18 protein-coding genes are annotated in these 25268 nt (G+C 47.4%); 8 read left to right on the forward strand and 10 right to left on the reverse strand.

Annotation, left to right across the window (positions count from 1 at the left end):
* Positions 1-124 precede the first annotated feature (124 nt).
* The 6 genes from ACGHZ6_RS20090 (at position 125) to ACGHZ6_RS20115 (ending at position 8078) form a co-directional block, all read left to right on the forward strand.
* Positions 125-589, forward strand: a complete 465-nt coding sequence (locus tag ACGHZ6_RS20090) for a hypothetical protein (protein WP_390615819.1) — start codon at positions 125-127, stop codon at positions 587-589.
* 29 nt (positions 590-618) lie between these two features.
* The gene (locus tag ACGHZ6_RS20095; protein WP_390615820.1) at positions 619-1053 is read left to right on the forward strand and encodes a hypothetical protein; all 435 of its coding nucleotides are present in this window, start codon (positions 619-621) and stop codon (positions 1051-1053) included.
* 121 nt (positions 1054-1174) lie between these two features.
* Positions 1175-2080, forward strand: coding sequence for a LysR family transcriptional regulator (locus ACGHZ6_RS20100; protein WP_390615821.1), 906 nt, complete (start codon positions 1175-1177; stop codon positions 2078-2080).
* Positions 2081-2250: 170 nt separating this feature from the next.
* The gene (locus ACGHZ6_RS20105) at positions 2251-4695 is read left to right on the forward strand and encodes a TonB-dependent receptor (RefSeq protein WP_390615822.1); all 2445 of its coding nucleotides are present in this window, start codon (positions 2251-2253) and stop codon (positions 4693-4695) included.
* A gap of 57 nt (positions 4696-4752) precedes the next feature.
* Positions 4753-5373 carry a carboxymuconolactone decarboxylase family protein gene (locus ACGHZ6_RS20110; protein WP_390615823.1) on the forward strand — a complete coding sequence of 207 codons (621 nt, stop codon included), beginning with the start codon at positions 4753-4755 and terminating at the stop codon, positions 5371-5373.
* A 281-nt stretch (positions 5374-5654) separates the two neighbouring features.
* Positions 5655-8078 (forward strand): TonB-dependent receptor, encoded by a 2424-nt coding sequence (locus ACGHZ6_RS20115; RefSeq protein ID WP_390615824.1) that lies wholly within the window; start codon positions 5655-5657, stop codon positions 8076-8078.
* 187 nt (positions 8079-8265) lie between these two features.
* Here ACGHZ6_RS20115 and ACGHZ6_RS20120 read toward each other — a convergent pair whose 3' ends face one another.
* The 9 genes from ACGHZ6_RS20120 to ACGHZ6_RS20160 all read right to left on the reverse strand — a co-directional run bounded on the left by ACGHZ6_RS20120 (position 8266) and on the right by ACGHZ6_RS20160 (position 21296).
* Positions 8266-9294 (reverse strand): AraC family transcriptional regulator ligand-binding domain-containing protein, encoded by a 1029-nt coding sequence (locus ACGHZ6_RS20120; protein ID WP_390615825.1) that lies wholly within the window; start codon positions 9292-9294, stop codon positions 8266-8268.
* Between the two features lie 76 nt (positions 9295-9370).
* On the reverse strand, positions 9371-10429 hold the full coding sequence (locus tag ACGHZ6_RS20125) for a hypothetical protein (protein WP_390615826.1): 1059 nt from the start codon (positions 10427-10429) through the stop codon (positions 9371-9373).
* A 16-nt stretch (positions 10430-10445) separates the two neighbouring features.
* The gene (locus ACGHZ6_RS20130) at positions 10446-11426 is read right to left on the reverse strand and encodes a glycyl-radical enzyme activating protein (RefSeq protein WP_390615827.1); all 981 of its coding nucleotides are present in this window, start codon (positions 11424-11426) and stop codon (positions 10446-10448) included.
* Positions 11416-13821 carry a pyruvate formate lyase family protein gene (locus ACGHZ6_RS20135; protein WP_390615828.1) on the reverse strand — a complete coding sequence of 802 codons (2406 nt, stop codon included), beginning with the start codon at positions 13819-13821 and terminating at the stop codon, positions 11416-11418. Before ACGHZ6_RS20135 ends, ACGHZ6_RS20130 begins: the two co-directional genes overlap by 11 nt.
* 266 nt (positions 13822-14087) lie before the next feature.
* Positions 14088-15608: an aldehyde dehydrogenase family protein gene (locus ACGHZ6_RS20140; protein ID WP_390615829.1), complete on the reverse strand. Its 1521-nt coding sequence runs from the start codon at positions 15606-15608 to the stop codon at positions 14088-14090.
* Positions 15609-15880: 272 nt separating this feature from the next.
* Positions 15881-17545, reverse strand: coding sequence for an FAD-dependent oxidoreductase (locus ACGHZ6_RS20145; protein ID WP_390615830.1), 1665 nt, complete (start codon positions 17543-17545; stop codon positions 15881-15883).
* A 9-nt stretch (positions 17546-17554) separates the two neighbouring features.
* Positions 17555-19012, reverse strand: coding sequence for a coniferyl aldehyde dehydrogenase (locus ACGHZ6_RS20150; RefSeq protein WP_390615831.1), 1458 nt, complete (start codon positions 19010-19012; stop codon positions 17555-17557).
* 294 nt (positions 19013-19306) lie between these two features.
* A complete protein-coding gene (locus ACGHZ6_RS20155) occupies positions 19307-20299 on the reverse strand; it encodes a fumarylacetoacetate hydrolase family protein (RefSeq protein WP_390615832.1) in 993 nt (330 codons plus the stop codon).
* A gap of 94 nt (positions 20300-20393) precedes the next feature.
* Entirely contained in the window at positions 20394-21296 is a 903-nt protein-coding gene (locus tag ACGHZ6_RS20160; protein WP_390615833.1) for a TauD/TfdA dioxygenase family protein, read from the reverse strand.
* A gap of 135 nt (positions 21297-21431) precedes the next feature.
* Between ACGHZ6_RS20160 and ACGHZ6_RS20165 the strand changes: the two genes are divergently transcribed.
* Positions 21432-22496, forward strand: a complete 1065-nt coding sequence (locus ACGHZ6_RS20165) for a helix-turn-helix domain-containing protein (protein WP_390615834.1) — start codon at positions 21432-21434, stop codon at positions 22494-22496.
* 115 nt (positions 22497-22611) lie between these two features.
* On the opposite strand, the gene ACGHZ6_RS20170 is transcribed toward ACGHZ6_RS20165, so the two are convergent.
* Positions 22612-22905, reverse strand: coding sequence for a hypothetical protein (locus ACGHZ6_RS20170; protein ID WP_390615835.1), 294 nt, complete (start codon positions 22903-22905; stop codon positions 22612-22614).
* A gap of 222 nt (positions 22906-23127) precedes the next feature.
* Between ACGHZ6_RS20170 and argS the strand changes: the two genes are divergently transcribed.
* On the forward strand, positions 23128-24867 hold the full coding sequence (argS, locus tag ACGHZ6_RS20175) for an arginine--tRNA ligase (protein WP_390615836.1): 1740 nt from the start codon (positions 23128-23130) through the stop codon (positions 24865-24867).
* The last annotated feature ends 401 nt before the right edge of the window (positions 24868-25268 follow it).

The raw sequence follows: 25268 nt of genomic DNA on the forward strand, positions 1-25268 counted from the left end.
AGCCAAATATGGCCTATGCCATTCTTTCGCCGGGGCAAACTAAAGATTTCACTACCCAAAACACACCGCTGGCTTATGCTAAGGGGGAATTATCGAATACATCAGCCGCAGGTAGTGATAGACCATGAAGAAAACCGTTCGCGTGCCATGCTTGATCCACGAAGGGTCTCTGGGCCGGAAAACCATTAAGCAACTGGAAAGTATGATCAAGGGTATTTACCAGACACATTTTGGAGTGGACTACAAACTGGTATTTATGTGGATGACACTGCCTAAAGGTCAAGCCTACCTGGCCGGTAAGATCTCTACTGCATCAACCGTGATGGTTGCAGTCGAAGATGGACTACCTGCAAATAAAAGACACCCATTCATGCTCGAGATCTGCGATAAATGGCAATACATTACCGGGTGCAACAAAAATGAGATTATTCTAAATTCGCCTGATTTCTCAGTGGCAGATGAAAGCTTAAACATCACGCAATCGAAGTTTGACGAATCCAAAAAGACATGGGCCCAAGCCAAAATCATGAGCCGCCTGCTACTGGGTCGTATCAGTAAGGGTTATTTCACCACAGATATAAATTTGTAATTCACCATACAACTACCCGGATCAATGCCATGCCCCTATATAATATTTCATCCAGAACTCGCCTTCCGGAATCCGTACAAAAGCAGGTTGCGCAAAAAGTTGTTGACGTGCACTGTGGTCTGACTGGCGCCCCAGAAACTTTTGTGAATGTTGTTTTCTTTGAAAATACACCTTTACGCCCTGGTATTTCTCACCATATCGGTGCCAACGTTCGCAAAGGCCGCACCGGCGAAATGAATGAAACCCTGACCCAGGAAATGCTGAACCAGCTAGCTGACGTGATATCAGTTTCCAACGCAGCTATGGAAATCAGCCTGTTCGAAATGCCCGCCCAGTGGATTATGGAAGGCGGCGAGATCCTGCCAGAACCCGGCGAAGAAGCCTTTTGCGAATGGCTACAGAAGCAACAGCAAGAAGAGCGAGAACAGGAAGAACGTGAACTCGCGGTAGCTAAAGCCAGCTAAACCTCCTCCCCTTTTACATCTGCATATAACCATCTCTCACAGTTTCCCCCGGTTATATGTAGATGTTCTATTCAAATCGCATTTCCAAAATTGAAAACAATTTGCTAAGGTTACTTAAAAAGTGAATATCAAGGGCGCATTGATGCTGGATATTTCCGATATCAACCTTATCAAAACCGTTGCGGAACTGGGCAGCATTAACAAAGCCGCTGAGGTGCTAAATACATCCCAATCCACGCTCAGCAAAAAACTCGGGCGCCTGGAACAGGTACTCAATATATCACTTTTTTTTCGCAACAACGTAGGCATGATGCCCACGGATGCGGCCCTGTATATTATCAAACAGGGGCGCAAGCTCACCCCGGAATTAAATGCGATCCAACGCCATATAGAATTAATGGCAAATCTGGAAGCAGGTGAACTGAATATTGGTATCGGACCAATAATAGAACAACTCTATTTCCCAAAAGTCTTGCTCGACTTTACCGAAGAAACTGACAACATCCAAATATCCCTCAAAACCGATAGCCCGCAAAAACTGCTCGATATGCTCAGTAGTGGTGAAATGGACATTGTGCTTGGACCCTTCTCAGTAGAGCAACTTGATGACACCCTACTCGCCTCACCGATTCAAACCAGTAAAATCATCACCGTGGCCCGACCTGGCCATCCACTACTAGCCGAACCAGGCCCTGTAGCCAGTGAGAGGCTAACCGAATTCCCCCTTATTGCACCACGGGCAACAAAAGAAATTATCGAAGAGTTTCAACGCATCAATGACTTCTACTTACCGCGTATTGTGTGTGACAACTACGCGACCACCAAACAGGTGGCCATAGCCTCTGATTACATTACCGGCGGGCCAGAAGTCATATTTCGAAAAGAGTTAGCTGCGGGATTATTAGTAGAGGTCCCTACCAACATAGATTTTCTGTGGAAGTCTTACAGCGTCATTAGGCCTGAATCTTCTGAGGTGTCACTGGTGAATAAATTCTTGGAAATTCTAAACCGCTATACCCAACAATAACGGCAGGATTTCCATTCCTCCATACCCCTTCAATAATTTTTTCACTTAATTTCTACTCTCAATCTGAATATTGTGGGAAGTGCCTGCATTAACGTGTGGTGCAAAAATAACTACAGCGATCAAGGCAATCCTCATGGATTGACCCTGGCTTACTCATTGAGAGCAAGAAGATGAAGATTTCTACTACAGCCATTCCACTGGCTGCCGCAATAGCCGCAGCTATGCCATTATCATTTAACACCCAAGCCGAAGAATCTCTAACTCTGGAAGAGATTGTGGTTACCGCCCAACGCAGGGAAGAAGCCCTTAGCGATGTACCACTGGCCGTTACAGCGGTCGATGCCGAAGGCCTGGCCGAAGCCCGTATTGAAGATTTAAGCGATATCAGCAATGCCTCCCCTAGTGTAGTCGCCGGTTCCAGCAACCAGGCATCGGCAACCGCCAATGTACAGATCCGTGGTATTGGAACCGTAGGTAATTCACGCGCCTTTGAAGGAGCGGTGGGTATTTTTATTGACGGAGTTTATCGCACCCGTGCCGCCTCTGCCATGGAAACCTTTGTAGATATCGGTGGCGTTCAGGTTGTTCGCGGCCCACAAGGTACCCTGTTTGGAAAAAATACCGCCGCAGGTGCGGTACTGATTAATTCAGCCACACCGAGCTTGGAAGAACTAACCACAAATTACAGTGTGGGCTTTGGTAACTACGGCTCCCAGGACATTAAACTGACAGTTAATGCGCCTACCGGTGAAAATTCTGCGATTCGCCTTTCTGCACTCTATGACGAGCAGGATGGTTTTTTTGAAGACGTAAATACCGGCGACGATATAAATGACAAACGCACTGAAGCCCTGAAATTTCAGTGGCTTTGGGAAGCCAGTGATGATTTATCCGTTCACGTGATAGCCGATGCGCTAGAGTCCAACGCCAACTGTTGCTACGGTACCGTTGACTATGAAGATGGCGATGTCACGACTATTCTTGACAATATTCAACTGGCTAACGGCCTGAAGTTACCCTCAGACGATCCAGAAGATCGTGAGTCCGCGTTAAACCAAGAAGTTAAACAACGCGTTACCGATGAAGGTCTGACTCTGAAAGTTGTCTATGACACCGATGCCGGCAGCATCACCTCTACCACCGCTTACCGTAACTACTTCTTCGAACAAAAAGAAGGTGATGCGGATTTCCACGGTGTGGATGTGGTTCAGTTTAACGAAGACTTTGACAGTAAATTCTACTCACAGGAATTGACCTTTAACGGTGAATTGGATGGCAAGCTGAGCGGTGATTACATTCTTGGTTTCTACTATTCAAAAGAGACTATTGATGCTGAGCGTGATGTAATTACTGGCACCGACGCTGATTTATATTTTAGCTCTCTGTACACTGCTCAAACTTCAGAAACATTTGGGGAACTCGTAGCCGTAGATGCGCCTATCGCACCCGGTGTTTTCTCCTCGGAAATCATGGAGTCAGAAACAGAGTCCATCGCCATCTTCTCCCACACCAATATCGATCTGAACGATAAGTGGAAACTGGTAGCCGGTCTGCGTTACTCCGAAGAGGAAAAAAGTGGGTCCTTTGAGAATTCATTCTTTGATGCCAGCACCGGCTCTTACTTAATAACTCCAACCAGTGGTGGTGGCGCAGGAGCATTCATTGCTGGCGCTTTTTGTTCTAACAGTAATCTAAGCAGCCCTTCATTCGTTGCAGGCAATACCTATTCCTGCGATGGTCTGGCTACACCTCTGGCCTTCCTGGGCACCATGCCGGGGCCAGCCTACGACGAAACCAATGTCGACCGCGCTTTTAGTGGTACGCTAGGTCTGCAGTACTACCCTTCTGAAGACACCATGGTATACCTGACTTACAACCGCGGCTTCAAAGCTGGCGGCGTAAACTTTGATGCCAATGCAGGCGGTACGCTTGCCAACAACCCAGACTTTGTTCCCGGCGCAACACCGCTGGATCCATCCTATGATCCAGAAACCATCGACGGCTATGAAGTAGGCATGAAAACCACCTACTGGGATGGCCGCGCGCGAGCCAACCTGGCTGCCTTCTACAACGACATCCAGGACCTGCAAGTAGCTCAGTTTGTCGGCCTGCAATACACCATCCTCAACGCCAAGTCCGCCAAGAACTACGGTCTTGAGTTTGAAAATATGGTGCAGTTATCTGAAGTCTTCTCTGCCAGCCTGGATGGTTTGTGGATGCCGCACGCTAAGTACGGTGTCGATGACAACATCGATCCAGCCATCTCTGGTCAGCGTATGAAACAGGCACCACACTTCACAGGTAATGCTGCGCTGAACTTTGATGCACCATTGACTGATGATTTGAGCCTGAAAGGTCGCGTGCAATATCAGTATCGCGGTTCCCGCTACATTCATACCAGCAGCCTGGCAAAAGAAGATAGCAACCATCGCGTTAACGCCAATATCTCGCTGGTATCCGATGTACACGGTTGGCAGCTTGATCTGTGGGGGTTAAACCTGACAGACGAGGCCGACCCCACTGCAGTATTTACACCACCAGGTCTGAACGGTGAATTAAATGCTTACATCGACGCACCACGTACCTATGGCATAACTTTACGCGGCTCTTTCTAACGTTTAATCCAACAAGGTTACGCCATTAACGTGGCGTAACCTGCACAGGTATTGATCATGAACAGCATCCAACATATTGAGCTGCAACCCGAAGGCGGTTGGAACCATTCGCAACAGATAAAGCTGCAACCACTGACCGACAAACAATTGGGTTTCTTTAAACGCCGGTTAATAAAGTTCATGGTAAAAGTGGGAACAGCAAACTGCACTAATCTCTATAGAACGTTCTTTCGAAATTCTCGCATCTATTTAATGTTTGCTCGACTCAACGCCCGCTTAATGCCGAATGGCTCGATTGGCAGACGAGAAACCGAACTGTGCATCCTCAGAACGGCATGGCTAAAAAAATCACGTTACGAATGGGGACAACATATAGACATTGGCCTGCATATAGGACTCACCACAGAGGATATAAGAAGAATAACCAAAGGCCCTGAAGCCAATGGCTGGGACAAAAAAGAAATCACCCTTTTACGCGCGACAGATGAATTCCATACAGACGCTAAGGTTGCAGACGTAACCTGGAAGGAACTGGCATCTTACTACTCCGACAAACAGTTAATTGAACTGCTTATGCTATTAGGTCTTTACGGGGCCTTGGCAGGAGTTCTAAATAGTTCTGGCGTTAGACTTGAATCTGAAGTTGAAGCCATCATGCAAACCCTACAATGCCCCTAAATAAACTATTTTGAGCTGATCTGCATGGCAACCCAAGACATAACCTTATGATTTAACAAGACTTTATATTTCACTTTCAAATATAACATTCTAAAAATAAGCTATTTTGAGTAGCTCAACTTTGTTCTTCATGAAGATAATGATTAGGTGAGTTAATAGATTCTAACTGAATTTCATTACAAGCACTCAGTGCTATAAAACTCCAAAATTCTAATAATAACTAAAAGAGCTAGAACACTCCTTATGTGAGATGTTTAACCCTATTTACAGAGAACAAGAGTATGAAGATACCTACTAGTGTCATCCCCTTGGCTGCAGCTATTGCCGCAACTACACCATTTTCCTTTAACAGCTATGCTGATGACTCTTTGGCCCTTGAAGAGATTGTCGTAACCGCTCAGCGTCGAGAAGAGTCCCTTAACGAAGTACCGCTTGCTGTAACCTCCATAGACGCTGAAGCCATGGCCGAAGCACGTATCGAAGATCTGTCGGATATCAGCAAGGCATCACCCAGCATTACAGCCGCCTCTTCAAATAATGCCTCTGCGACTGCCAATGTCACCATTCGTGGGATTGGCACCGTGGGTAACTCCCGGTCCTTTGAAGGTGCTGTAGGCATTTTTATTGATGGTGTTTACCGCACCCGTGCGGCTTCCGCGCTGGAAAGCTTTGTCGATGTTGGCGGCGTTCAGGTTATCCGTGGACCACAAGGTACCCTGTTCGGCAAAAACACCTCTGCCGGCGCCGTACTAATTAACTCTACCGCACCATCACTGGAAGAGCTTACGACAGATTACAGTATCGGTTTTGGTAATTTTGGTTCCCAGAATCATCGCGTAGCTGTCAACATCCCTGTTACCGAGAACTCAGCTATCCGAGTTGCAGCCCTGTATGACGAACAAGAAGGTTTTATTGAGGATGTCAATACCGGCGAAGATATTAACGGTAAAGACACCAAAGCCCTTAAGTTTCAATGGCTATGGGAAGCCAGTGAAGATCTCTCGATCCATGTAATTGCTGATTCTCTTGAGTCCAATGGCAACTGCTGCTACGGCACGGTAGATTATGAAGATGGCGACGTTACCGCCCTTACCGATTTCATTCAAGTCAGCAAAGGACTGACCTTACCCTCGGATAGTTTCGACGATTTTGAGTCAGCCCTTAATCACAAAACCAAGCAGCGCATCACTGACGAAGGCCTGACCCTAAAGGTGGAATACGATACTGACATTGGCACCTTAACCTCTACCAGCGCCTATCGACACTACGATCTGCAACAGAAGGATGCTGACGGCGACTTTAACGGCGCGGATATTTTACGTTTTAACGAATCCTTTGACAGTGAATTTTATTCTCAGGAATTAACTTTTAGCGGTGAATTTGAGGGTGCCCTTAACGGCGATTATATTGTTGGACTGTTCTACTCAAAAGAGGATATCGATGCAGACCGCCAACTATTTAACGGTGCGGATTCAGAGGTTTTCTACGAAGGGTTACTTACTTCAGGTTTTAGCGAGCAGTTTGGTCAACTTATTGGTGTAGACATTGACTATAGTTTGAACCCACTAGGACAATATACAGATGAGGTTATGACATCGGAAACCGAGTCTATCGCTATTTTCTCTCATGTCAATATCGATCTCAATGAGCAATGGAAGCTGGTTGCCGGCCTACGGTATTCGGAAGAAGAAAAATCAGGTTCATTTGGTTATAACTTCTTCGATGATTCCCTTGCCAGCTATACCATATCCACCGCAGGCCCACTGACCGGCGACGATGTCTGTTTGGCAGCTTTTGGCAATAATACCGCCCCCAACACCTGCTTAGGTCCGAGTACAGTATTAACTGTACTCGGCACCATGCCTGGGCCTGAGTATGACGAGACCAATGTCGATCGCGCCTTTAGTGGTACTCTGGGACTGCAGTATTTCCCATCGGAAGACACTATGGTGTATATCACCTATAACCGTGGCTTTAAAGCCGGTGGGGTTAACTTCGATGCAAGCGGTGCCGGCACAGTGGAAAACAACCCCGCAATCACTCCAGGTGCTACGCCTCTGGATCCATCCTACGATCCAGAAACCATCGATGGCTATGAATTGGGGATGAAAACCACCTACTGGGGTGGCCGCGCGCAAACCAATGTAGCAGCCTTCTATAATGATATTGAAGATCTTCAGGTTGCTCAGTTTATAGGCCTCCAATTCACCATTCTCAATGCCAAGTCTGCCAAGAACTACGGCATCGAGTTTGAAAACCTGGTGCAGATTAGCGAAGTATTTTCGGCAAATTTGGATGCCGTGTGGATTCCACATGCCAAATACGGTAGGGATGATAATGTTGACCCCGCTATTTCAAACCAACGGATGAAACAGGTACCACATTTCAGCGGTAATGCCTCACTCAATTTTGATACACCACTGACCGATGATATGAGCGTTAAGGGAAGGGTGCAGTACCAATACGGCAGCTCTCGTTACATCATGACCAGTAGCTTGGCTAAAGAAGATAGCGTCGGTGTAGTTAACGCCAGCTTGTCGCTGGTTTCTGAAGTTAATGGCTGGCAACTGGATCTGTGGGGCCTTAACCTTACGGACGAAGCTGACCCTACGGTTGCATTTACACCACCGGGCCAGGTAGGTGACCTCAATGCCTACCTGGGATCACCTCGTACCTATGGTGTTACCTTGAGAGGATCATTCTAAATCTAACTCCGCAAGCTCTCCGCTTGGGTTACTCGATACATATCGAGTAACCCTTTTTTATTGGCTATGAAACATGAAGTACAAAGCACTATTCAACAGCAATCTTCTCAAACTATATACAAACACACCTGTAGTACCAGCACGACTGCTGATAAGTAGTGGTATAGGAATTTTAGCTAACAAGTGTTTAAGACTGATGGGCTTTACGATACTCACTAAAGCTCACACCCAATTCATTCTTGAATAGGCGTCCAAAACTGTTTACATCCTGAAACCCCAATCGATCAGACAACTCAGCCATACTGATAATTGAGTTGGCAGCTAGCCAAGCTGCCTCATCAATGCGAAACATCGCCAACTCACGACTAAACGTGGTACAGGCGCCTTTTAAGTAGCGCTTGAAGGTGGGTAAAGTAGTATATAGCTGCTTTGCACACTCTTCCTGCTTGTAAACACCTTTTACAAATAATTCTCGTAGTTCATTCAAACCGCCTTTTCTGGCTGACATCTGATTTAACTGCGCCTGTAACATACGCCGTGTCGCATTAGCTGCTATAGGGTTGGCATTAGGAATAGGCGTTGACAACAACTCTTTACGAATACGAATCTGATTAACATGGTTATTCCATTCGATATTACCGCCATAAAATGTTCGTAATTTTCGGTGATATGGTGGAGGATCACCTTTAACAAAGATAAAAAAATTATCGCCATAATCCTTGATAGAGCCTCCCCCCATCTGCTCAATCGCCCGATAGTTCATGGAAAAATAGGCCTCCATAGAGCGATCCAATATGGGATCACGAGTAAATTCAGGATGCACGGTTATATAACAGAATTCCTCCGAATCCCTGCGGATGACATAAAAGATAGGAGAAATGAGTATTGGATAACTTTCCTGAATCTCAATTACCTGCTCCCAAGTTACACAGTTAAGCGCGAGCAACCCCAGTAAGCCGTGACTGGCAACAGGTAAGCGTAAGCCAAATTCAAAGCCCCAATCCGCATGGCCTTTTAACGCCAGGTTATCGGCTAAGGTACGATATTGTTGCCAACTGATTAGCAAGTCGACATCTTCCAAATCTTTCTCGGATATACCCGTATTAGCTAATAACTCTGTAGGTGATATGCCTAGCTCAAGGCCATATTCAAATAGGTAATTAGGATGAAGCACCCAAGGGAATAGCGGATCCTGGCCGCCTATCAGTTTTTTCATTATCGACCTGCGGAGTTCTTATATAGGTATGCCTTAATTGTAAGTGGGCTTTGACTCACCCGCAAATGGCTTCTTACTAGCTAGATTTTTCCAGCTTCACCGGATAGGCACCCGCAGCATTCCATTGACAAACATAGATGTTACCTTCGTTATCTACACAGACATCATGACAGTGCTTGAAGACAGAGCCATCCTGAACAATGGGCTGTAGATTACCATTCTTATAGACGGGCTGATTGCCACCAGGGTTAGAAATGACTCGATCATCAGCACCCAGAATGGTGACAAAACCACTATTAGGTTTGAACAACTTTCCTGACCAGCACACCCCCGCGTAAATATTATCACCATGAATTACAGGACGGCAGACATAGGCCCCCGGTAGCGGTATTGCTGACAGATAGGTGCCATCCAAACGATAACGTTTGAAACAGGCATCCTCTCTGGAGCTGACCAGTACTGTCTCTTGGCCTTTACGGTTATCTATGGCGATACCATGCGCCGAGTTAATACTTCCCTCTTGTTTTCCTCTACCACCAAAATGACGAATATAGTTGCCTTTCCGGTCATATTGAATAACAAACGATGAACCATAACCATCGGCCACATAGACATCGCCATTTCTGGTAATCGCTGTACCTGTTGGCAAGTATTTTACAGGATTGGCATAGATACCCAGCTCGGCAGGCGTCGGAAAGCGTAACAATACCTTGCCTCGTAAATCCGTTTTAACCACAGATTCAGTTCTATAATCGCAAATATACAGATAATCCTGATTGTTTTCGGTGGCCAAGGTCAAACCATGAGCGGATTTAAAACCCAGAGTCCAACTGTCAACAATTTCGCCATTTGGGCTATAGATAAGGATATTATTCTTTTCGTGATTAGTTAACAGGATGATACGCCCCAGAGAATCAATCACCATTTCATGGCAATCCCGTACAGGATATTCTGCGTTATTTTCAGGTTCTCCCCACGCCTCGTCTAAACGATACTGATAACCGTTATGCCCCAGTAGTGGTGCACATTTTTGACTTTTCTTCTTAGGATTTCGTAATGCTGAATCCATTCTTGAGGATAAAACAGCGATGGATTCCAGAACATCATAACCCATTAATAACAATGCGCGTTTCATAAACTACCTGTGACCATTACCTATGGCAATGTACCGAAATACCACGAGACTCAAATACTTCAGTGCATCGATCCAACTCGGCATCGGACATAAACTTTGCTGTTTGCTCACCAATATCCAACCGTTTGGTGCCACCAAATCTGGGTAACTTATCCAACCAGATCGGGTTATAGGGAAGAATTTGCATTTTCTTGACGCCGTTAGCTTTCATCAAATCGGCAATGCCGTTGAGATTTTTATCAGTATCGGTAATCTCGGGAATCAACGGGACCCTAGGCAAGACTTCAAGATCATTTCCAAGCGCCAACGCTTGAACCCTTTTAAAGTTATCGATAATAGGTTCGTTTTTTACGCCGCAATAGGTCAGATGATCATCACTATCAATCAGCTTAAGGTCGAAGTAAATGGTATTGGTATAGGGTAATACCAGTTTTTCAAATTTACCGTAATTGAAAAGACCCGCCGTTTGAATCAACGTATGGATATCTCTTTTACTTTTTACCAACTGAAACAATTCACCAACGGCATCCATCTGCATCAAGGCTTCTCCGCCTGATACGGTTAGTCCGCCACCCGACATATCAAAAAAATCGGCATCTTCCAGCACAGTGTCGGCTAGTGCTTCCAAATCGGTGGTGGGTCGGCCAATTTGCTCTAAGGCTCCCGAAGGGCATGCATCTACACACTCAAAACACTGTGTGCATTTATCACGTAGGATTTTTCCAGAAGCGCTTAAATCAATCGCCTGCTCGGGGCAGGCACTGACACAGTCGCCACACTCGATACATTTTTCAGCATCAAAGGACAGCTCGTAACCGGTATTTATGCTTTCCGGATTCTGGCACCAGGTACATGACAGAGGGCAACCTTTAAAAAACACCACGCTGCGTATGCCCGGACCATCATCCAGTGTATTACGCTTAACATCAAAATATAACGAAGCCTTACGTGGCTCCGTTATATTGATCGAGTTAATGAGGCTCGCATCAGGCCGCATTGGAGCTCCTGGAGATAACCTCATCCTGCATCTTCGGCGAAAGATCGTTAAAGTAAGCCGAATAACCCGACACACGAATCAGTAAGTTAGGGTGCAACTCGGGATTATCACGTGCTTCAATCAGGATTTTTGGATCCAGCATGTTAGCTTGAACCTGCATACCATCGCGTTTGAAGAACACTTTGTATAAACTGCCGAGCGCGCTCTTACCATCATCACATTCATAGCTTGAAGCATCCAGCTTGATATTGAAGTTGATACCATTAGCAAAATTCTTGTAATTTATTTTGTTCATGGAATTCAACAATGCGGTGGTACCACGCTTGTCTGCACCGTTTTCCGGCGCAAAACCGGAAGCGAAGGTTTCACCGGCACGACGACCATTAGGCAGAGCCCCTACCAAACCGCCGAAATGAGTATGTGAAGTATTGGAGTAAACACCCGCATTGTGGTTACCACCTCGAGTGTTTTTGCCCAGTGCCTTGATATGATCAGAATAATGCTCACCGACCCAGACCATCCACTTGTCAGCTTCCGGGATATCGTTACCGAACTTATCAATGGCGTTCAGCTTAGTGAAGATTTTTTCATCACTGATGTCATCTGTTAGTTGAACAACCAGTTCCTCCATGGAAATCCAGCCATCTTCGAATACCGCTTTCTCGATACAGTGCAGAGAATCAGCAGTAGCAGCCATGCCGCAACCCTGAATACCTGAGAAGTTATACACTGCACCGCCTTTGGTAGAGCATACACCGCTTTCCACACAACCTTCGAGCAACGCACTACTCAACGGGGTTGGGTGATGCTTGGCGTGGAATTTTTCAACCGCTTCCAGATCACTGCGAAGCTTGCCCAGTTGATGCTTAACCTGAGTATCGTAGGCAGCTACAACATCTTCCATGGTTTTCATTTCAGATACGGGACGAGTCTTGGCTCCTATCTGTTTTTTCGAACCGAACTGACGACCTTCATTAAGCGCCAATTCCACCGCCAACGGCATGTTGTACATGGCCGCATCCGTAGATGCCAGCGTTTTTCCTGGCGCCGTTGGCTCAACACAGCCGATGGCCACATAGTTGCGCGCGTCTTCCAGGGAGTAACCAATATCGGTCATGGACTCGATAATGGTTTCATCATTGTACATGGCAGGGGCGGAACCCGGACCGAAGTTAATTCGAATGACTTCGTCGTAGAATGCTTTTGGGGTATTCTCATGAATACGCACATGGAAGTTTGGCTGACGCATACGCAGTTCATCGGCCAACTCCAACAGCACAAAACTCAGCTCATTAGTAGCATCGTTACCGTCTTTATCCTGACCACCGATAGTCACCACTTCCCAACTGGTTAAGCCACCCAAGGTACTGGTACCTACCTCACCATGCATTGGAATGGTTTCACACAATTTGATACAGAAAGCCCCCAGAATTTCTTTGGCCTTTTCACGCGAGATAACACCGGCAGCCAAATCTTTTTCGTAGAACGGATTCAGGAATTGATCGATACGGCCCGGACAGGTGGTTTCACCAAAGGTTTCCATAAAGATGCAGATATGCGCCAGCGTCATGGACTGAACCGCCTCGTAGAAACTTTTCGCTCCCAAACGTGGTACACGGGAGCAAGTGGCAGCGATGTCTAGCAACTCTTGCTTTCTTAACGGATCAGATTCAACGGATGCCATTCTGCTAGCTTCAGCGGCATAACGATCGCCAAATGCCGCCATACCGTTCATGGATATTTTAACGGCCTTATAAAAATCCAGTTTTTCTGAATCTGTGGTAATTTTCTCCAACGCTTCAACTTCGTCAATGATGCCTTGAGCACCTACGTTGACGATTTTCTCGTAGTTAGGTGCGATATGGGAGATACCACCCGCCTCATAAATTTGATACTGCAGCGCCTCTGACTGCTCCTTAGCGAAACGCATAGCGTCTTTCATACCATCAAACGCCAGAGTGGCAGAGTTCTTATTGAACCAGAAGGGGATCTTGGAAAATAACTTAAAGCGATCTTTCAGGCTAATCTCCAGAGGGTTTACTTTACGTGTTGGCATTGTAAACACTTGAGACATCGCCTCGATCCCACCAAACTCGGGATAACAGAAACCCGCTACACGCTTGGAGGTAAAATTACCGACAATCAGCTCCTTTTCGTAAATACGGACCGTTTTATGTTTCAGAACATGACTTACTGCTTCTGCAATCTGCACGTTGGCCGTTTTATCTTTGTTCTGCTTATTACGGTAATATTCTGTCCACAACATCGGGCGCTCAATACACGCGCCGTTAGTTTCGCTCTGTACTGCTTTTTTCAGAAATTCAATACGGTTTTCGCTTTGTAGTGTAACGTCCGTCGTTTTAGCATCCTGGCTAATATCTACCTTGGCATTCATCTTATTTGTCCTCACAGGTCACTGGTGACTATTTTTTATAAGGTTTGGAAAGACTGTATTTTCAGATTCAAAGATTAGTCGATCGACACCTATAGAAACATGCAGATCCGCTCAAAAATATTCGGCCTCGCATAACCTCACCCACGAAACCCCATATAGATCAATACGTTATACGCAAGCCCAGCCTTCACATTAGCTCATCACTTAATAGACAGGGCATAAAAAACGGGGCCTAAAGCCCCGCTAGAATGCCGCCCTCAGACAGATTAAAAGAAGCCATCTGGGCTGGTGCTGTAACTCACCAGCAGGTTTTTGGTTTGCTGATAGTGATCAAGCATCATCTTGTGCGTCTCACGACCAATACCCGACTTTTTGTAGCCGCCGAAGGCCGCGTGAGCAGGATAAGCGTGGTAGCAATTAGTCCATACCCGCCCCGACTGAATACCTCTACCCATGCGATAGGCACGATTCATATCGCGAGTCCAGAGACCGGCCCCCAAGCCGTATTCAGTATCATTAGCAATCGCCAACGCCTCGGCCTCATCTTTAAAGGTGGTGATACCCAGCGCCGGTCCAAAAATTTCTTCCTGAAAGATACGCATATCGTTAGTGCCCTTCATCAAGGTTGGCTGAATATAGAAACCATCGGCCAGATCGCCACCTAACAAGTTACGACCACCTCCCAGCAGAACTTGCGCCCCTTCGTTACGGCCAATTTCCATATAGCTGAGAATTTTATCCAACTGTTCCATAGAAGCCTGAGCACCGACCTGGGTTTCTGTATCCAACGGATTTCCCTGCTGAATAGTCTTGGCACGCTCAAGCACTAATTCGATAAAGTCATCGTAAATGGATTCTTGAATCAGCGCGCGAGATGGGCAGGTACATACCTCTCCCTGATTAAAGAAGCCCATCAACAAACCTTCAGCACACTTATTCACATAATCATCTTCTTGCTGAAGTACGTCTTCAAAATAGATGTTTGGAGATTTCCCCCCCAATTCCACCGTAGAGGGAATCAGGTTATTGGCCGCACACTTAAGAATTTCATTGCCCACAGCGGTTGAACCGGTAAAGGCCAATTTGGCGATACGGGTACTTTGAGCCAATGGAGCACCCACCTCCTGGCCAAAGCCATTGACCACATTAACCACACCTGCCGGCAGAATATCTTCAATCAATTCCATGACCAGCAAAATACTCACAGGGGTTTGCTCGGCAGGTTTTAGTACCACACAGTTACCAGCAGCCAGTGCAGGCGCCAATTTCCAGGCCGCCATCAGTAACGGAAAATTCCAGGGAATAATTTGCGCTACAACGCCATAGGGCTCGTGAAAGTGGTAACTGGCGGTGGTGGAATCCAGCTCAGAGGCAGAACCTTCCTGCGCGCGGATACAACCAGCAAAGTAACGGAAGTGATCAACAAATAAGGGTAAATCGGCCCCTAGAGTCTCACGCACCGCTTTACCATTATCCCAGGTTTCTGCAACAGCAAGGGCTTCCAGGTTTTGTTCTACGCGATCGGCAATCCTTAACAGGAGATTGGCACGATCGGTAACCGAGGTATTAGTCCAAACTTGACGAGCCGCATGAGCTGCATCCAGCGCCTTTTCTACATCCACCGCTGAAGAGCGTGGAATTTCACAAAAGGGCTTACCTGTTACAGGCGTAATATTTTCGAAATAGCGACCTTCAGTAGGTGCAACCCACTCACCACCAATATAGTTTTCATAGCGAGTTTTAAAAGCGACAACGGAACCTTCTTGTCCGGGCTGAGCATAAATCATAACGGTTACCTGATTAATTATTGTTAGAGCTATTCTCTCCTTGCCATTATTAGCTTCTGCCAGAAGTATCCGTCACACAAATCAGCTTATATTTACGCAACCATTTCCCTTAGTAATTTTCTTTTCCTTATAAAAACAAGGGGTTAGTAAATTACAAGCACGGCATATCAGCTCACAGGCGAGTAAGACTAATTTTAAAGATCCTGAAAAAAGAAAAACCCATAGTGATGGATATCACTATGGGCACAAACCAACATAGGAACTAAAACAATCTATTTTTTATCAGGAATATGACTCATCGCCCATTCGGTAACTGCGGTAATACTTAACGAGGGATTAACACCCGGATTAGCGGATATTGCTGAACCATCACACACCAGCATATTCTCGTAATTGAATACGCGGTTATGTTTATCAATAACCCCATGATGGGTATCTTTGCCCATTACAGCTCCACCCAGAATATGTGCTGTACTCGGAATCCCTAATAAAGACTCACTACCTGCACGGGTCGCTTTACCACCCATCAGGCGTACAACTCTATCGGCTATATCTTCGGCCTCAGCAATACTGGCACTAGGCGCCTCCTGCCCTTCTTCCGTATGAGAAGTCATGATACCTAGCTTGTTACGTTTAAAGGTTAACGTACTATCCAGATGCTGCATAAACAGCAACATAATGGTACGCCGACCAAAGCCGCGAGAAAAAATCAAATCAAAGTTTTCACGCGGGTGACGGACAAAATCAATCACCATAGAAGCTATACGGGTAAATGCATTACCGCCATAAGCTCTCGGCATATGCATCAGCTTCATCGCCCCGGAATCACCATTGGTACTGATCGGCTCCAGGTGACTGTGGTCACTGGTATTGATGATCGATCCAATCGTAACGCCCTCAGCGAAGTTAGCATTTTTATCCAGACTGGTAACTGCCGTTAAGGATTCATTGTTGGTACGAATGTCTTTACCCAAATAAGGAGAGAGCGCCGGTAAAGAGCCCTCTTCTTTCAATTTAAGTAATAATGGAATAGTTCCCAGCACCCCACCGGAGAAGATCACACCTTTGCTATAAATAGTCGACGTGGATTTACGCCAACCACCTGATTTGCAACTAATGAGATAACCATCTTTGCCATCTGCACGACCTGCTGGCGACACATCCATCACTTCAGTTTCGGCGATTACTTTAGCACCCAGCTTTTGCGCCAGGTACAGGTAGTTTTTATCCAGTGAGTTTTTGGCGTTACTAGGACAACCAATCATACAGCTGGCACAATGTGTACAGCCACGACGACTGGGGCCCTCACCACCAAAGTAAGGATCCGGTACCAGCTCACCTTCTTTATCGGCATCGGAGAAGAAAACACCCACCCGCGAAGGCTCAAAGGCATCCTCTTTGCCCAAATCTACTGCCAGCTCTTGCATTAATTTATCGGCCGCAGTCAGTTTCGGGTTGGTGACAGCCCCCAACATTCTTAAGGCTTCATCATAGAAAGGTTTAAGCTTCTCTTCCCAACTTTCCAGCGCCCCCCAAGAACCAGATCTAAAAAAGCTCGATTTAGGTGTTGGCAAGGTTGCACCGTAAACCAGTGAACCACCACCGACACCAACCCCAGAAATAACAGATACGTGCCGGAACAATGAGATTTTCATAATGCCGTCGAAACCCGCCTTTGGCTCCCATAGCCAGCGTTTGAAGTTCCAGGTACTTTTAGCAAATGACTGCTCTGTGTGCCATTTACCTTTTTCAATCACCAGAACCCTGTAACCCTTTTGTGACAATCGATAGGCACTGACAGAGCCACCAAAGCCACTACCAACAATGACATAGTCATAATCAAAGCCCTGATCATTTTGCTTGTCTTCTGGCTTGCTAACGACTTCTTTCTGCTCTTTTTTTACGGGCGGTTTCTCTCGCTTAGTTACTACTGTCATGACCGCGACCTACACTTTGCGTTTTTTCAGTTTCAGAGCCAACATCAGCATCAATGAGCGATACATTAAACGCCCCCAGGGAGGTCCTACTCGGTCATTCATATAGATCTTGCCTTTAGCTACGACAGCTTTGGCTTTACTGAAATTCAGGAAACCTTCTTTACCGTGATAGTGCCCCATACCTGATGGACCAATACCCCCAAAAGGTACATCATCGGACATCACATGACTCAAGGTATCGTTGATACACACACCACCAGAGTGGGTGTTTTCCACAATGTGCTGACCGCGGGCCTTATCGTAATCAAAGTAATACAAGGCTAATGGGCGTGGACGGGCGTTGACGTAACTGATCGCTTCATCAAGATCATCATAAGGAAGGATAGGCAGTAGAGGACCAAAGAGCTCTTCCTGCAGGATACGCATATCCTCTGTTGCGTTGAGCACCATAGTCACAGGCATCTTGCGAGTTCCCTCGAAGGTTTCGCTGGCCGGATTGATTGGCAAAATACGCGCACCTTTTTCTTCAGCGTCTTTCAGCACGCCCTGTAAACGTGACAACTGGCGTTCATTAATAATACCGGTCCAGTCTTTATTATCTTTAAAAGAGGGGTAAGCTGCCTCAATGCGCTTACGGAATTCACTGACAAAGGTATTTACCTTATCTCTAGGACACAAAATATAATCAGGAGAAACACAAATCTGTCCGGCATTCATACATTTACCAAAGGCAAGACGTTTGGCCGCCTCAGCAATGGGAAAGCTATCATGAATAATCACAGGGGATTTACCACCCAACTCCAGGGTAACCGGTACAAGATTATCGGCCGCAGCACGCATCACATGCTTGCCAATCTCGGTAGCGCCGGTAAATACCAAGTGATCGAACGGTAGGCGGGTAAATTCGGTACTCACATCCACGCCACCTTCAACAATCAGTACTTCTTCGGCGCTGAAATAGGCTTCGATCATTTGCTTGATAACCACTGAGGCACGTGGTGCAAACTCGGAGGTTTTAATCATGGCCCGATTACCCGCAGCAAATGCGTAAACCAGGGGCGACAACCCCAGAAATACCGGGAAGTTCCAAGGCACAACAATGCCAATCACTCCCAGCGGCTGATACGTTACGCTAACTGCAGCAGGCTGCAACATTAAGGGTGCATGACGACGTTGAGGCTTAACCCATTTTTTGATGCGTTTACGGTTATAAGCAATGGCATCGAAGAGAGGAAGAATCTCAGATAACAGGGTTTCCGACTCACAACGGTTACTGAAGTCATCATTGATGGCAGCTACCAGGCGATCTTTATATTCCAAAACCGCATTATGGAGCTTATCCAGCATACTCTGGCGATAACCCACAGATGGCATGGGAGCTTCAAGATAGGCTTTTTTCTGCAAAGCCAGGGCATCAGACAGGTATTGGTACTCAGTGTCAATCAACAGGGGTTGTGCTTGGGTCATCTATGGCCACCCTACATATCGTTTATATATCAATCTCAAATACTATGAGAGGCCCCGCCACCTGGGAATTGAATTTCTTTATTCACCCCACGACAAATTTTGAATAGAGCCACAGTTTCCTTTTTTTGCCCACCCCTCGCAGATCTTTTCACTTTCCTACTCCGGAGCTGGACGGTAAATTGGCACTGTGCAGTTCTGTAATGTCTGCCTCTCTTATTAGCTCTGTGGGTATAGTTCTCTCCTTACCCACTTGCGAGGGCCTGTTTCGCGGGTCCTTTTTTTATTCCCGTATCTTTAGCCAATAAAGTTTTCCAAGCTCCCTACGCCTTCCAACTCAAAACGTAACTTATCCCCAGGCGACAACAAACGTCCGCACTCCATGCCACTGCCGCAAGGCAAAGTACCAGAAGCTAATATCTCACCGGGATACAACGTTTGGCCTTCAGATAAAAAGGCAACAATCTCTGCAAAAGTGAATTTCATGCCGCGGCTATGGCAGGTTGAAACCGTCTCACCATTGATACTTATGCGACCTTTTAGGTTTTCCTCTTTACCAAGCAGCTCATCGGCAGTCACGACCACGGCCCCCATACTGTTAGCAAAGTGCTTGCTTTTCTGAGGGCCGCAACCTGAGCCCATCTCAATCATCTGGGCAGCACCGCGGGAGCTAAAGTCGTTCACAATCACAAAGCCGCCGATGGCATCAGCAGCCTGCTTTTGATCAGCATTACACACCGTTTTGCTCACAATCGCTGCTAACTCCAGCTCATAGTCCAGGTCTTTCACATAACCCGGCCAAGGGACAGTCTCGCCATCGGCGTAGAAATTTAAGTGGCTACCGTAGTAATACACGGGTTGCTGATACCACAGTTTATTGGGTTTGAATTTAGGGAAAGTTTTGCCCGTCAGCCTCTCGTACAGATTCGTTATACGTGCCAGCCCAGGCATATAACGCCGAACATGAGCACGCGCGACATTCGTGAAGTGCTCTTCGTACAGAGTAAACTCACGGAAGGAGGCAGGCTGAAACGGCAACACCACAACTGATGATTTTTCAGCATCGCTCACCGGTAATTTTTCCAATGCAGCAGTGAGTGCATCCCACCCGGTTTTACCCAGCTGCAAGACAGCCAATAGATCACTGGCAAGGTCCCCTTGCACCTGATGCTGACGTGCAATCTCGCTCAATCCATCCACACTATCAAGCCGACGCCATTGATCATGAATCAAGGCTTCTACTTTGAATTCAGCTTCTTCAGTAGTACTTTTTACCCGGCGTAACTTCATCGAACGACTCTTCTATATTTCTGATATACCTTCTGACGAAACGCAAAAAGGGGGAACTCTCCCCCTTTAAGCTCTTTATGGATAAATACGAAGGTTATACGCCCTCAGGCTTGGAACCCGCGACAATGGTACGCTGCATTTCACGGCGTACGCCCAGGTAGTCGCCCATAGGATGATGTTGAGTACAGCGGTTATCCCACATGGCAACCGAACCCTCTTCCCAGCGGAAGCGACAGAGGTTCATTGGGTGCTCAACAATTTCTTTCTGCAGGAAGTCGATCAAATTAGCCGCCTCATCGTGGTACATACCTTCAACGGTGAGGGTGTAAATACCACTGACGTACAACACCTTACGACCGGAGACCGGATGCTTGGTCACCATAGGATGCACTTGCAAACGACCGGCAATATCATCACCGGTTTTAACATCCATATTTTCTACCAGGTCCTGCACACCTTCCATCTGACTGCCGTAACCTTTCTGTGCAGTGTGCACCAGGTTCAGCGATTCACAGTGCTTCTGCATGACAGGTGACAGTGAGTCATAGGCGTTATACAAACTGGCAAACAAGGTATCACCACCGTATGCAGGAATATCCTTGCCAGCCAGAATGGTGTACGAAGGAGGCTCTTCCTGGAAGGTCCAGTCACTGTGCCATACACCACCAAACACGACGCCGGTTTTCTCATCGGCTTCTTTTACCAGGCGCAATACATTGGGATGGCCCTCGATACCGTCAACAAACGGATCAACTCCGAACTCACCAAAGTTCAGCGTAAATCTTTCTTGCTCTGCCGGAGACAAGTGCTGCTCGCGGAAGAAGACGACGGAGTGATCCGCCAGCGCCCACTTGATTTCTTTTACTTGCTCTTCGGTTAAATCGCCCAACTTAACGCCAAAGATCTCTGCCCCCAGAGCGGCGGCGTAGGGTTTTACTTCGATGTATTGGTAATCGCGTTTTGCGGCATTGGTTTCGGCTACAGGATGAATAAACATGGCTGACCTCTTTGTCTTTAGAATCTATCGTTATTCGGTATAAATCAGGTGAATCCATGATAGAGCAGCCACAAAACGGCAAAAGCTGCTAAGATGTCGACATGTAGTGATTAGAGGTCAAAGCACTGGAAGCCTATGTCTCACCCCATCCCCCCTTCAAGCAAAGACTATATCTCCAGTGACTATTTGGTGTCGTTCAAGGACTTTTGCCTGAGCAATGGCATTGATCTACTCAGCGTGATGACCGCCATTGAAGATGGGGATATATCGCCAGACTATATTCTCTCGCCTCCCCCCTTTATCGATGCGGGAACATTGTTTCAGCTCTACCAACATATCCATGAGATCAGAGAAGACCCATTAGCCATCGCCTGGAAGTTTGCCCGCTGGCAGTCTGCCAAAAACGCCCATGGCAGCTTGGGCTTGGCGATACGAAACGCAGAAAACTTTATACAGTCTGCGGAACTGATGATTCGCTTCGGCCGTTTGCGCACCGATCTATCGACCCTGTCGCTAACCATTGAAGAAGACAAACTGTTCTTCACGATTAAAGAAAACAATGCTGATTTGCTGTCCCTGACTCCGGAAGCCTCGCAGTTTATTTTCTCTTCCTATCTGCTGAATGCTGAAACCTTCCTTAGGCTATCCCTGCCGGAATCAGATCGAGGTTACCCATCGACGCTGTATCTAAAAGACAAGATTGTCAGGGAAAGTATTGCTGAGGCTGACAATCGGGTGACGATTATTGAAGGCAGCAGTATCAACGCCTTATGTATACCACTCGAGATTGCCGAAAAGCGTTTTTCAACCTATAAGGCAAAAGTGTATCAGCGTTTTCTATCAATTCTGGAAAAGGAATTGCAATCACTGCCAGACCAAGGATTTTTAGGGAAGTTGCGCAGCTTAATTACTGCCTGCGACTGGCATGAGGTGTCGATAGAGAATTTAGCGGCTCAGCTGAACTTGTCAGTTAGCACCTTGCAGAGAAGGCTTAGGGATGAAGGCACAACCTTTCACGACATTAAACATCAAGAGAGGGTAGCTGCGGCGAAGGAATTACTACTGCTGAGCCAGCATTCGTTGGAGACCATTGCTGACACGCTGGGATACAGTAATACGTCGAATTTTACCAAGTCGTTCAAAACAACGGAGGGGTGTTCACCCCAAGAGTTCAGAACACTCAATAAATTAAAACGCTAGTCATGCAGGTAAGGGGTCCGACCCTGCGGGTCGTACCCCGGGTTAAGAACGCCATTCTGCAAGATGGGGTCTGACCCGCAGGGTCAGACCCCAGGTATGAAATTGCGCTCAGGTACTACAGACCTAAATCGCTTGGGTCGATCACCACGCCCAACGAGCGCTTATCAATCGCTTTGCCTTTTTTGGTCTCACGGTAACGGAAGGTAACCTTCTTACCAATCTCAATACCCAGGTCTTCATCACCAGACAGGTAGCTATATTCTTCGCCATCTACGCTCAGGTAGTGCATATAGTAAGGCGGCATGCCCAACCACTCGTTGTGGGGACCATCCGTCTTTACGGATTCCAATACACCACGACCAATATGGGTTTGTGGCTTACCACGGCCGCGCTTAAAGTTACCTGCCATATCTACTCCCCTGGCTGTCGACTCATTAAAACGGGCGCCACCTTAACAGGTTGGGCCCGCTTTCTCCAATATAGTCGCCCACTCTTATTAGGCAACTCGACCGCTTGGCCAAAGCGTCTTACGCAGTAGGCTAAAATCCCCTCAAAGCCCCCATTCTCCTTGCATCTGGCCCCCGCCAAGCTACAATTCCACCCCCAATCAGTACCCCAAGGTTCTCAACCTATGAATATCCGCCAGATCCTTAACGACAAGGTCAAACAGGCCATGATAGCCACCGGCATCCCTGCCGAGTGCGATCCCCATGTGGCCCCCAGCAAGAAAGCCGGTTTTGGTGACTACCAGGCCAACGGTGCCATGGGCGCCGCCAAGGCCATGAAGACCAATCCCCGCGAGCTGGCACAAAGCATTGTCGATAATCTGGATCTGGACGGCATCGCCGAGAAGCTGGAAATCGCCGGCCCCGGTTTTATTAATATCCACCTGAGCCCTGCCTGGCTGAGCCAGGAGACCGCCACTCTGCTGGACGGCGAGCGCCTGGGTATCGATAACGTTGAGACCGCCCAAACCGCTGTGGTGGACTACTCCTCCCCCAACCTGGCCAAAGAGATGCACGTAGGCCACCTGCGCTCCAGCATTATTGGAGACGCCCTGGTACGCATCCTGGAATTCCAGGGCCATAAAGTAATCCGTCAGAACCACGTGGGTGACTGGGGTACCCAATTCGGAATGCTGATTGCCGAGCTGGAAGACCAAATGCAAGACGGCGAAGCCGCTGAATTCGCCCTCAAAGACCTGGAAACCTTCTACCAGCAGTCGAAGAAACACTTCGATGAAGACGAAGCCTTCGCCACCAAAGCCCGCGAATACGTGGTGAAGCTGCAGTCTGGCGATGAGCGTATCAACAAGCTGTGGGAGCAGTTCAAACGTATCTCCCTGCGCCACAGTGAAGAGATCTACGAGCAACTGAACGTTACCCTCAAAGACAGCGACGTACGAGGCGAGAGCTTCTACAACGATGATCTGCCTAAAGTCGTGAGCGATCTGCAGGAACAAGGCCTGGCCGTAGAAGACCAAGGCGCCCAGGTAGTATTCCTGGAAGAACTGGCCGACAAAGAAGGCAACCCAAGCCCTGTAATTATCCAGAAACAAGGCGGCGGCTACCTGTATGCCACCTCCGATCTGGCCGCCCTACGTTACCGTGGCAGCAAACTGAACGCTGATCGCGTGCTCTACTTTATCGATGCCCGTCAGTCCCTGCATATGAAGCAGGTATTCACCCTGGCCAAAAAAGCCGGTTTTGTGAATGATGCCATCAGCCTGGAACACCACGCCTTCGGCACCATGATGGGTGAAGACGGCAAGCCGTTTAAAACCCGTAGCGGTGGTACCGTAAAACTGGCCGAACTGCTGGAAGAAGCCGTTGAACGCGCCGCCGCCCTGATCGCCGCCAAAGACCCGGATCTGGACGAAGTTGAACGCGTAGAAGTTGCTCGCAAAGTGGGCATTGGCGCAGTGAAATACGCCGATCTGTCTAAAACCCGTACCAACGATTACATCTTCAGCTGGGAATCCATGCTGAGCTTCGAAGGCAACACCGCCCCATACCTGCAATACGCCTACACCCGTATTCAGAGTATCTTCCGCAAAGCCGGTATCGCTGGCACAGATGTAAAAGCAGCCATCAACATCGAAGCCGAGCAAGAGAAAGCCCTGGCCCTGAAACTGCTGCAATTTGAAGAGATCCTGGAGCAGGTAGCCCGCGAAGCCTACCCACACATCCTGTGCACCTACCTCTACGATCTGGCCAGTCTGTATATGAAGTTCTACGAGGCCTGCCCGATTCTGAAAGACGGTATTGAAGAAGCTACACGCAATAGCCGCCTGGGTTTGTGTCAGGCTGTGGCTCGTACGCTGGATACTGGTCTGAACTTGTTGGGTATTGAGACTATGGAGAAGATGTAATAACTCTAGTGCTCTCAAAACCTTTTCGAAATACCGAGCCTGGCTCGGTATTTTTTTGAGCGTTTGTTACATATGGGGTTAGTGCTATTCCCCGGTTTAGCCAAGGGGAGGACGCACCTATTCCCGGCTGCAAGACTTGTCCCAGGGCGCTCGCACTGCGGAACTCGCAAACTGCACTCAAACAGTCCTCGTAAACGCTCCCGCCCTGGGACAAGCCTTAAACGCAGCCTGATTGGTCATAGGCACGTCCTCCCCTTGACTAAACCTACCTAAGAGAAAATATATAACGTTTTGTATTAGCACATAGTGAGGAGACAGTTGGGTGAAGCTGATCGGAGCAATCAGGCCATTGCTTAAGCGACAGCCAAAAAACAGGGTAGTCGCGGAGGTTGTCTGAGCGT

The organism is Maricurvus nonylphenolicus (genome assembly GCF_042854845.1).
In the GTDB taxonomy this organism is placed as follows: Bacteria; Pseudomonadota; Gammaproteobacteria; order Pseudomonadales; family Cellvibrionaceae; genus Maricurvus; species Maricurvus nonylphenolicus.

Coding starts and splice junctions, on each gene's coding strand:
- ACGHZ6_RS20145 (WP_390615830.1), bottom strand. CDS start 17,545: ATGACAGTAGTAACTAAGCGAGAGAAACCGCCCGTAAAAAAAGAGCAG.
- argS (WP_390615836.1), top strand. CDS start 23,128: ATGAATATCCGCCAGATCCTTAACGACAAGGTCAAACAGGCCATGATA.
- ACGHZ6_RS20115 (WP_390615824.1), top strand. CDS start 5,655: ATGAAGATACCTACTAGTGTCATCCCCTTGGCTGCAGCTATTGCCGCA.
- ACGHZ6_RS20155 (WP_390615832.1), bottom strand. CDS start 20,299: ATGAAGTTACGCCGGGTAAAAAGTACTACTGAAGAAGCTGAATTCAAA.
- ACGHZ6_RS20110 (WP_390615823.1), top strand. CDS start 4,753: ATGAACAGCATCCAACATATTGAGCTGCAACCCGAAGGCGGTTGGAAC.
- ACGHZ6_RS20125 (WP_390615826.1), bottom strand. CDS start 10,429: ATGAAACGCGCATTGTTATTAATGGGTTATGATGTTCTGGAATCCATC.
- ACGHZ6_RS20135 (WP_390615828.1), bottom strand. CDS start 13,821: ATGAATGCCAAGGTAGATATTAGCCAGGATGCTAAAACGACGGACGTT.
- ACGHZ6_RS20170 (WP_390615835.1), bottom strand. CDS start 22,905: ATGGCAGGTAACTTTAAGCGCGGCCGTGGTAAGCCACAAACCCATATT.
- ACGHZ6_RS20165 (WP_390615834.1), top strand. CDS start 21,432: ATGTCTCACCCCATCCCCCCTTCAAGCAAAGACTATATCTCCAGTGAC.
- ACGHZ6_RS20150 (WP_390615831.1), bottom strand. CDS start 19,012: ATGACCCAAGCACAACCCCTGTTGATTGACACTGAGTACCAATACCTG.
- ACGHZ6_RS20160 (WP_390615833.1), bottom strand. CDS start 21,296: ATGTTTATTCATCCTGTAGCCGAAACCAATGCCGCAAAACGCGATTAC.
- ACGHZ6_RS20140 (WP_390615829.1), bottom strand. CDS start 15,608: ATGATTTATGCTCAGCCCGGACAAGAAGGTTCCGTTGTCGCTTTTAAA.
- ACGHZ6_RS20130 (WP_390615827.1), bottom strand. CDS start 11,426: ATGCGGCCTGATGCGAGCCTCATTAACTCGATCAATATAACGGAGCCA.
- ACGHZ6_RS20105 (WP_390615822.1), top strand. CDS start 2,251: ATGAAGATTTCTACTACAGCCATTCCACTGGCTGCCGCAATAGCCGCA.
- ACGHZ6_RS20090 (WP_390615819.1), top strand. CDS start 125: ATGAAGAAAACCGTTCGCGTGCCATGCTTGATCCACGAAGGGTCTCTG.
- ACGHZ6_RS20095 (WP_390615820.1), top strand. CDS start 619: ATGCCCCTATATAATATTTCATCCAGAACTCGCCTTCCGGAATCCGTA.
- ACGHZ6_RS20120 (WP_390615825.1), bottom strand. CDS start 9,294: ATGAAAAAACTGATAGGCGGCCAGGATCCGCTATTCCCTTGGGTGCTT.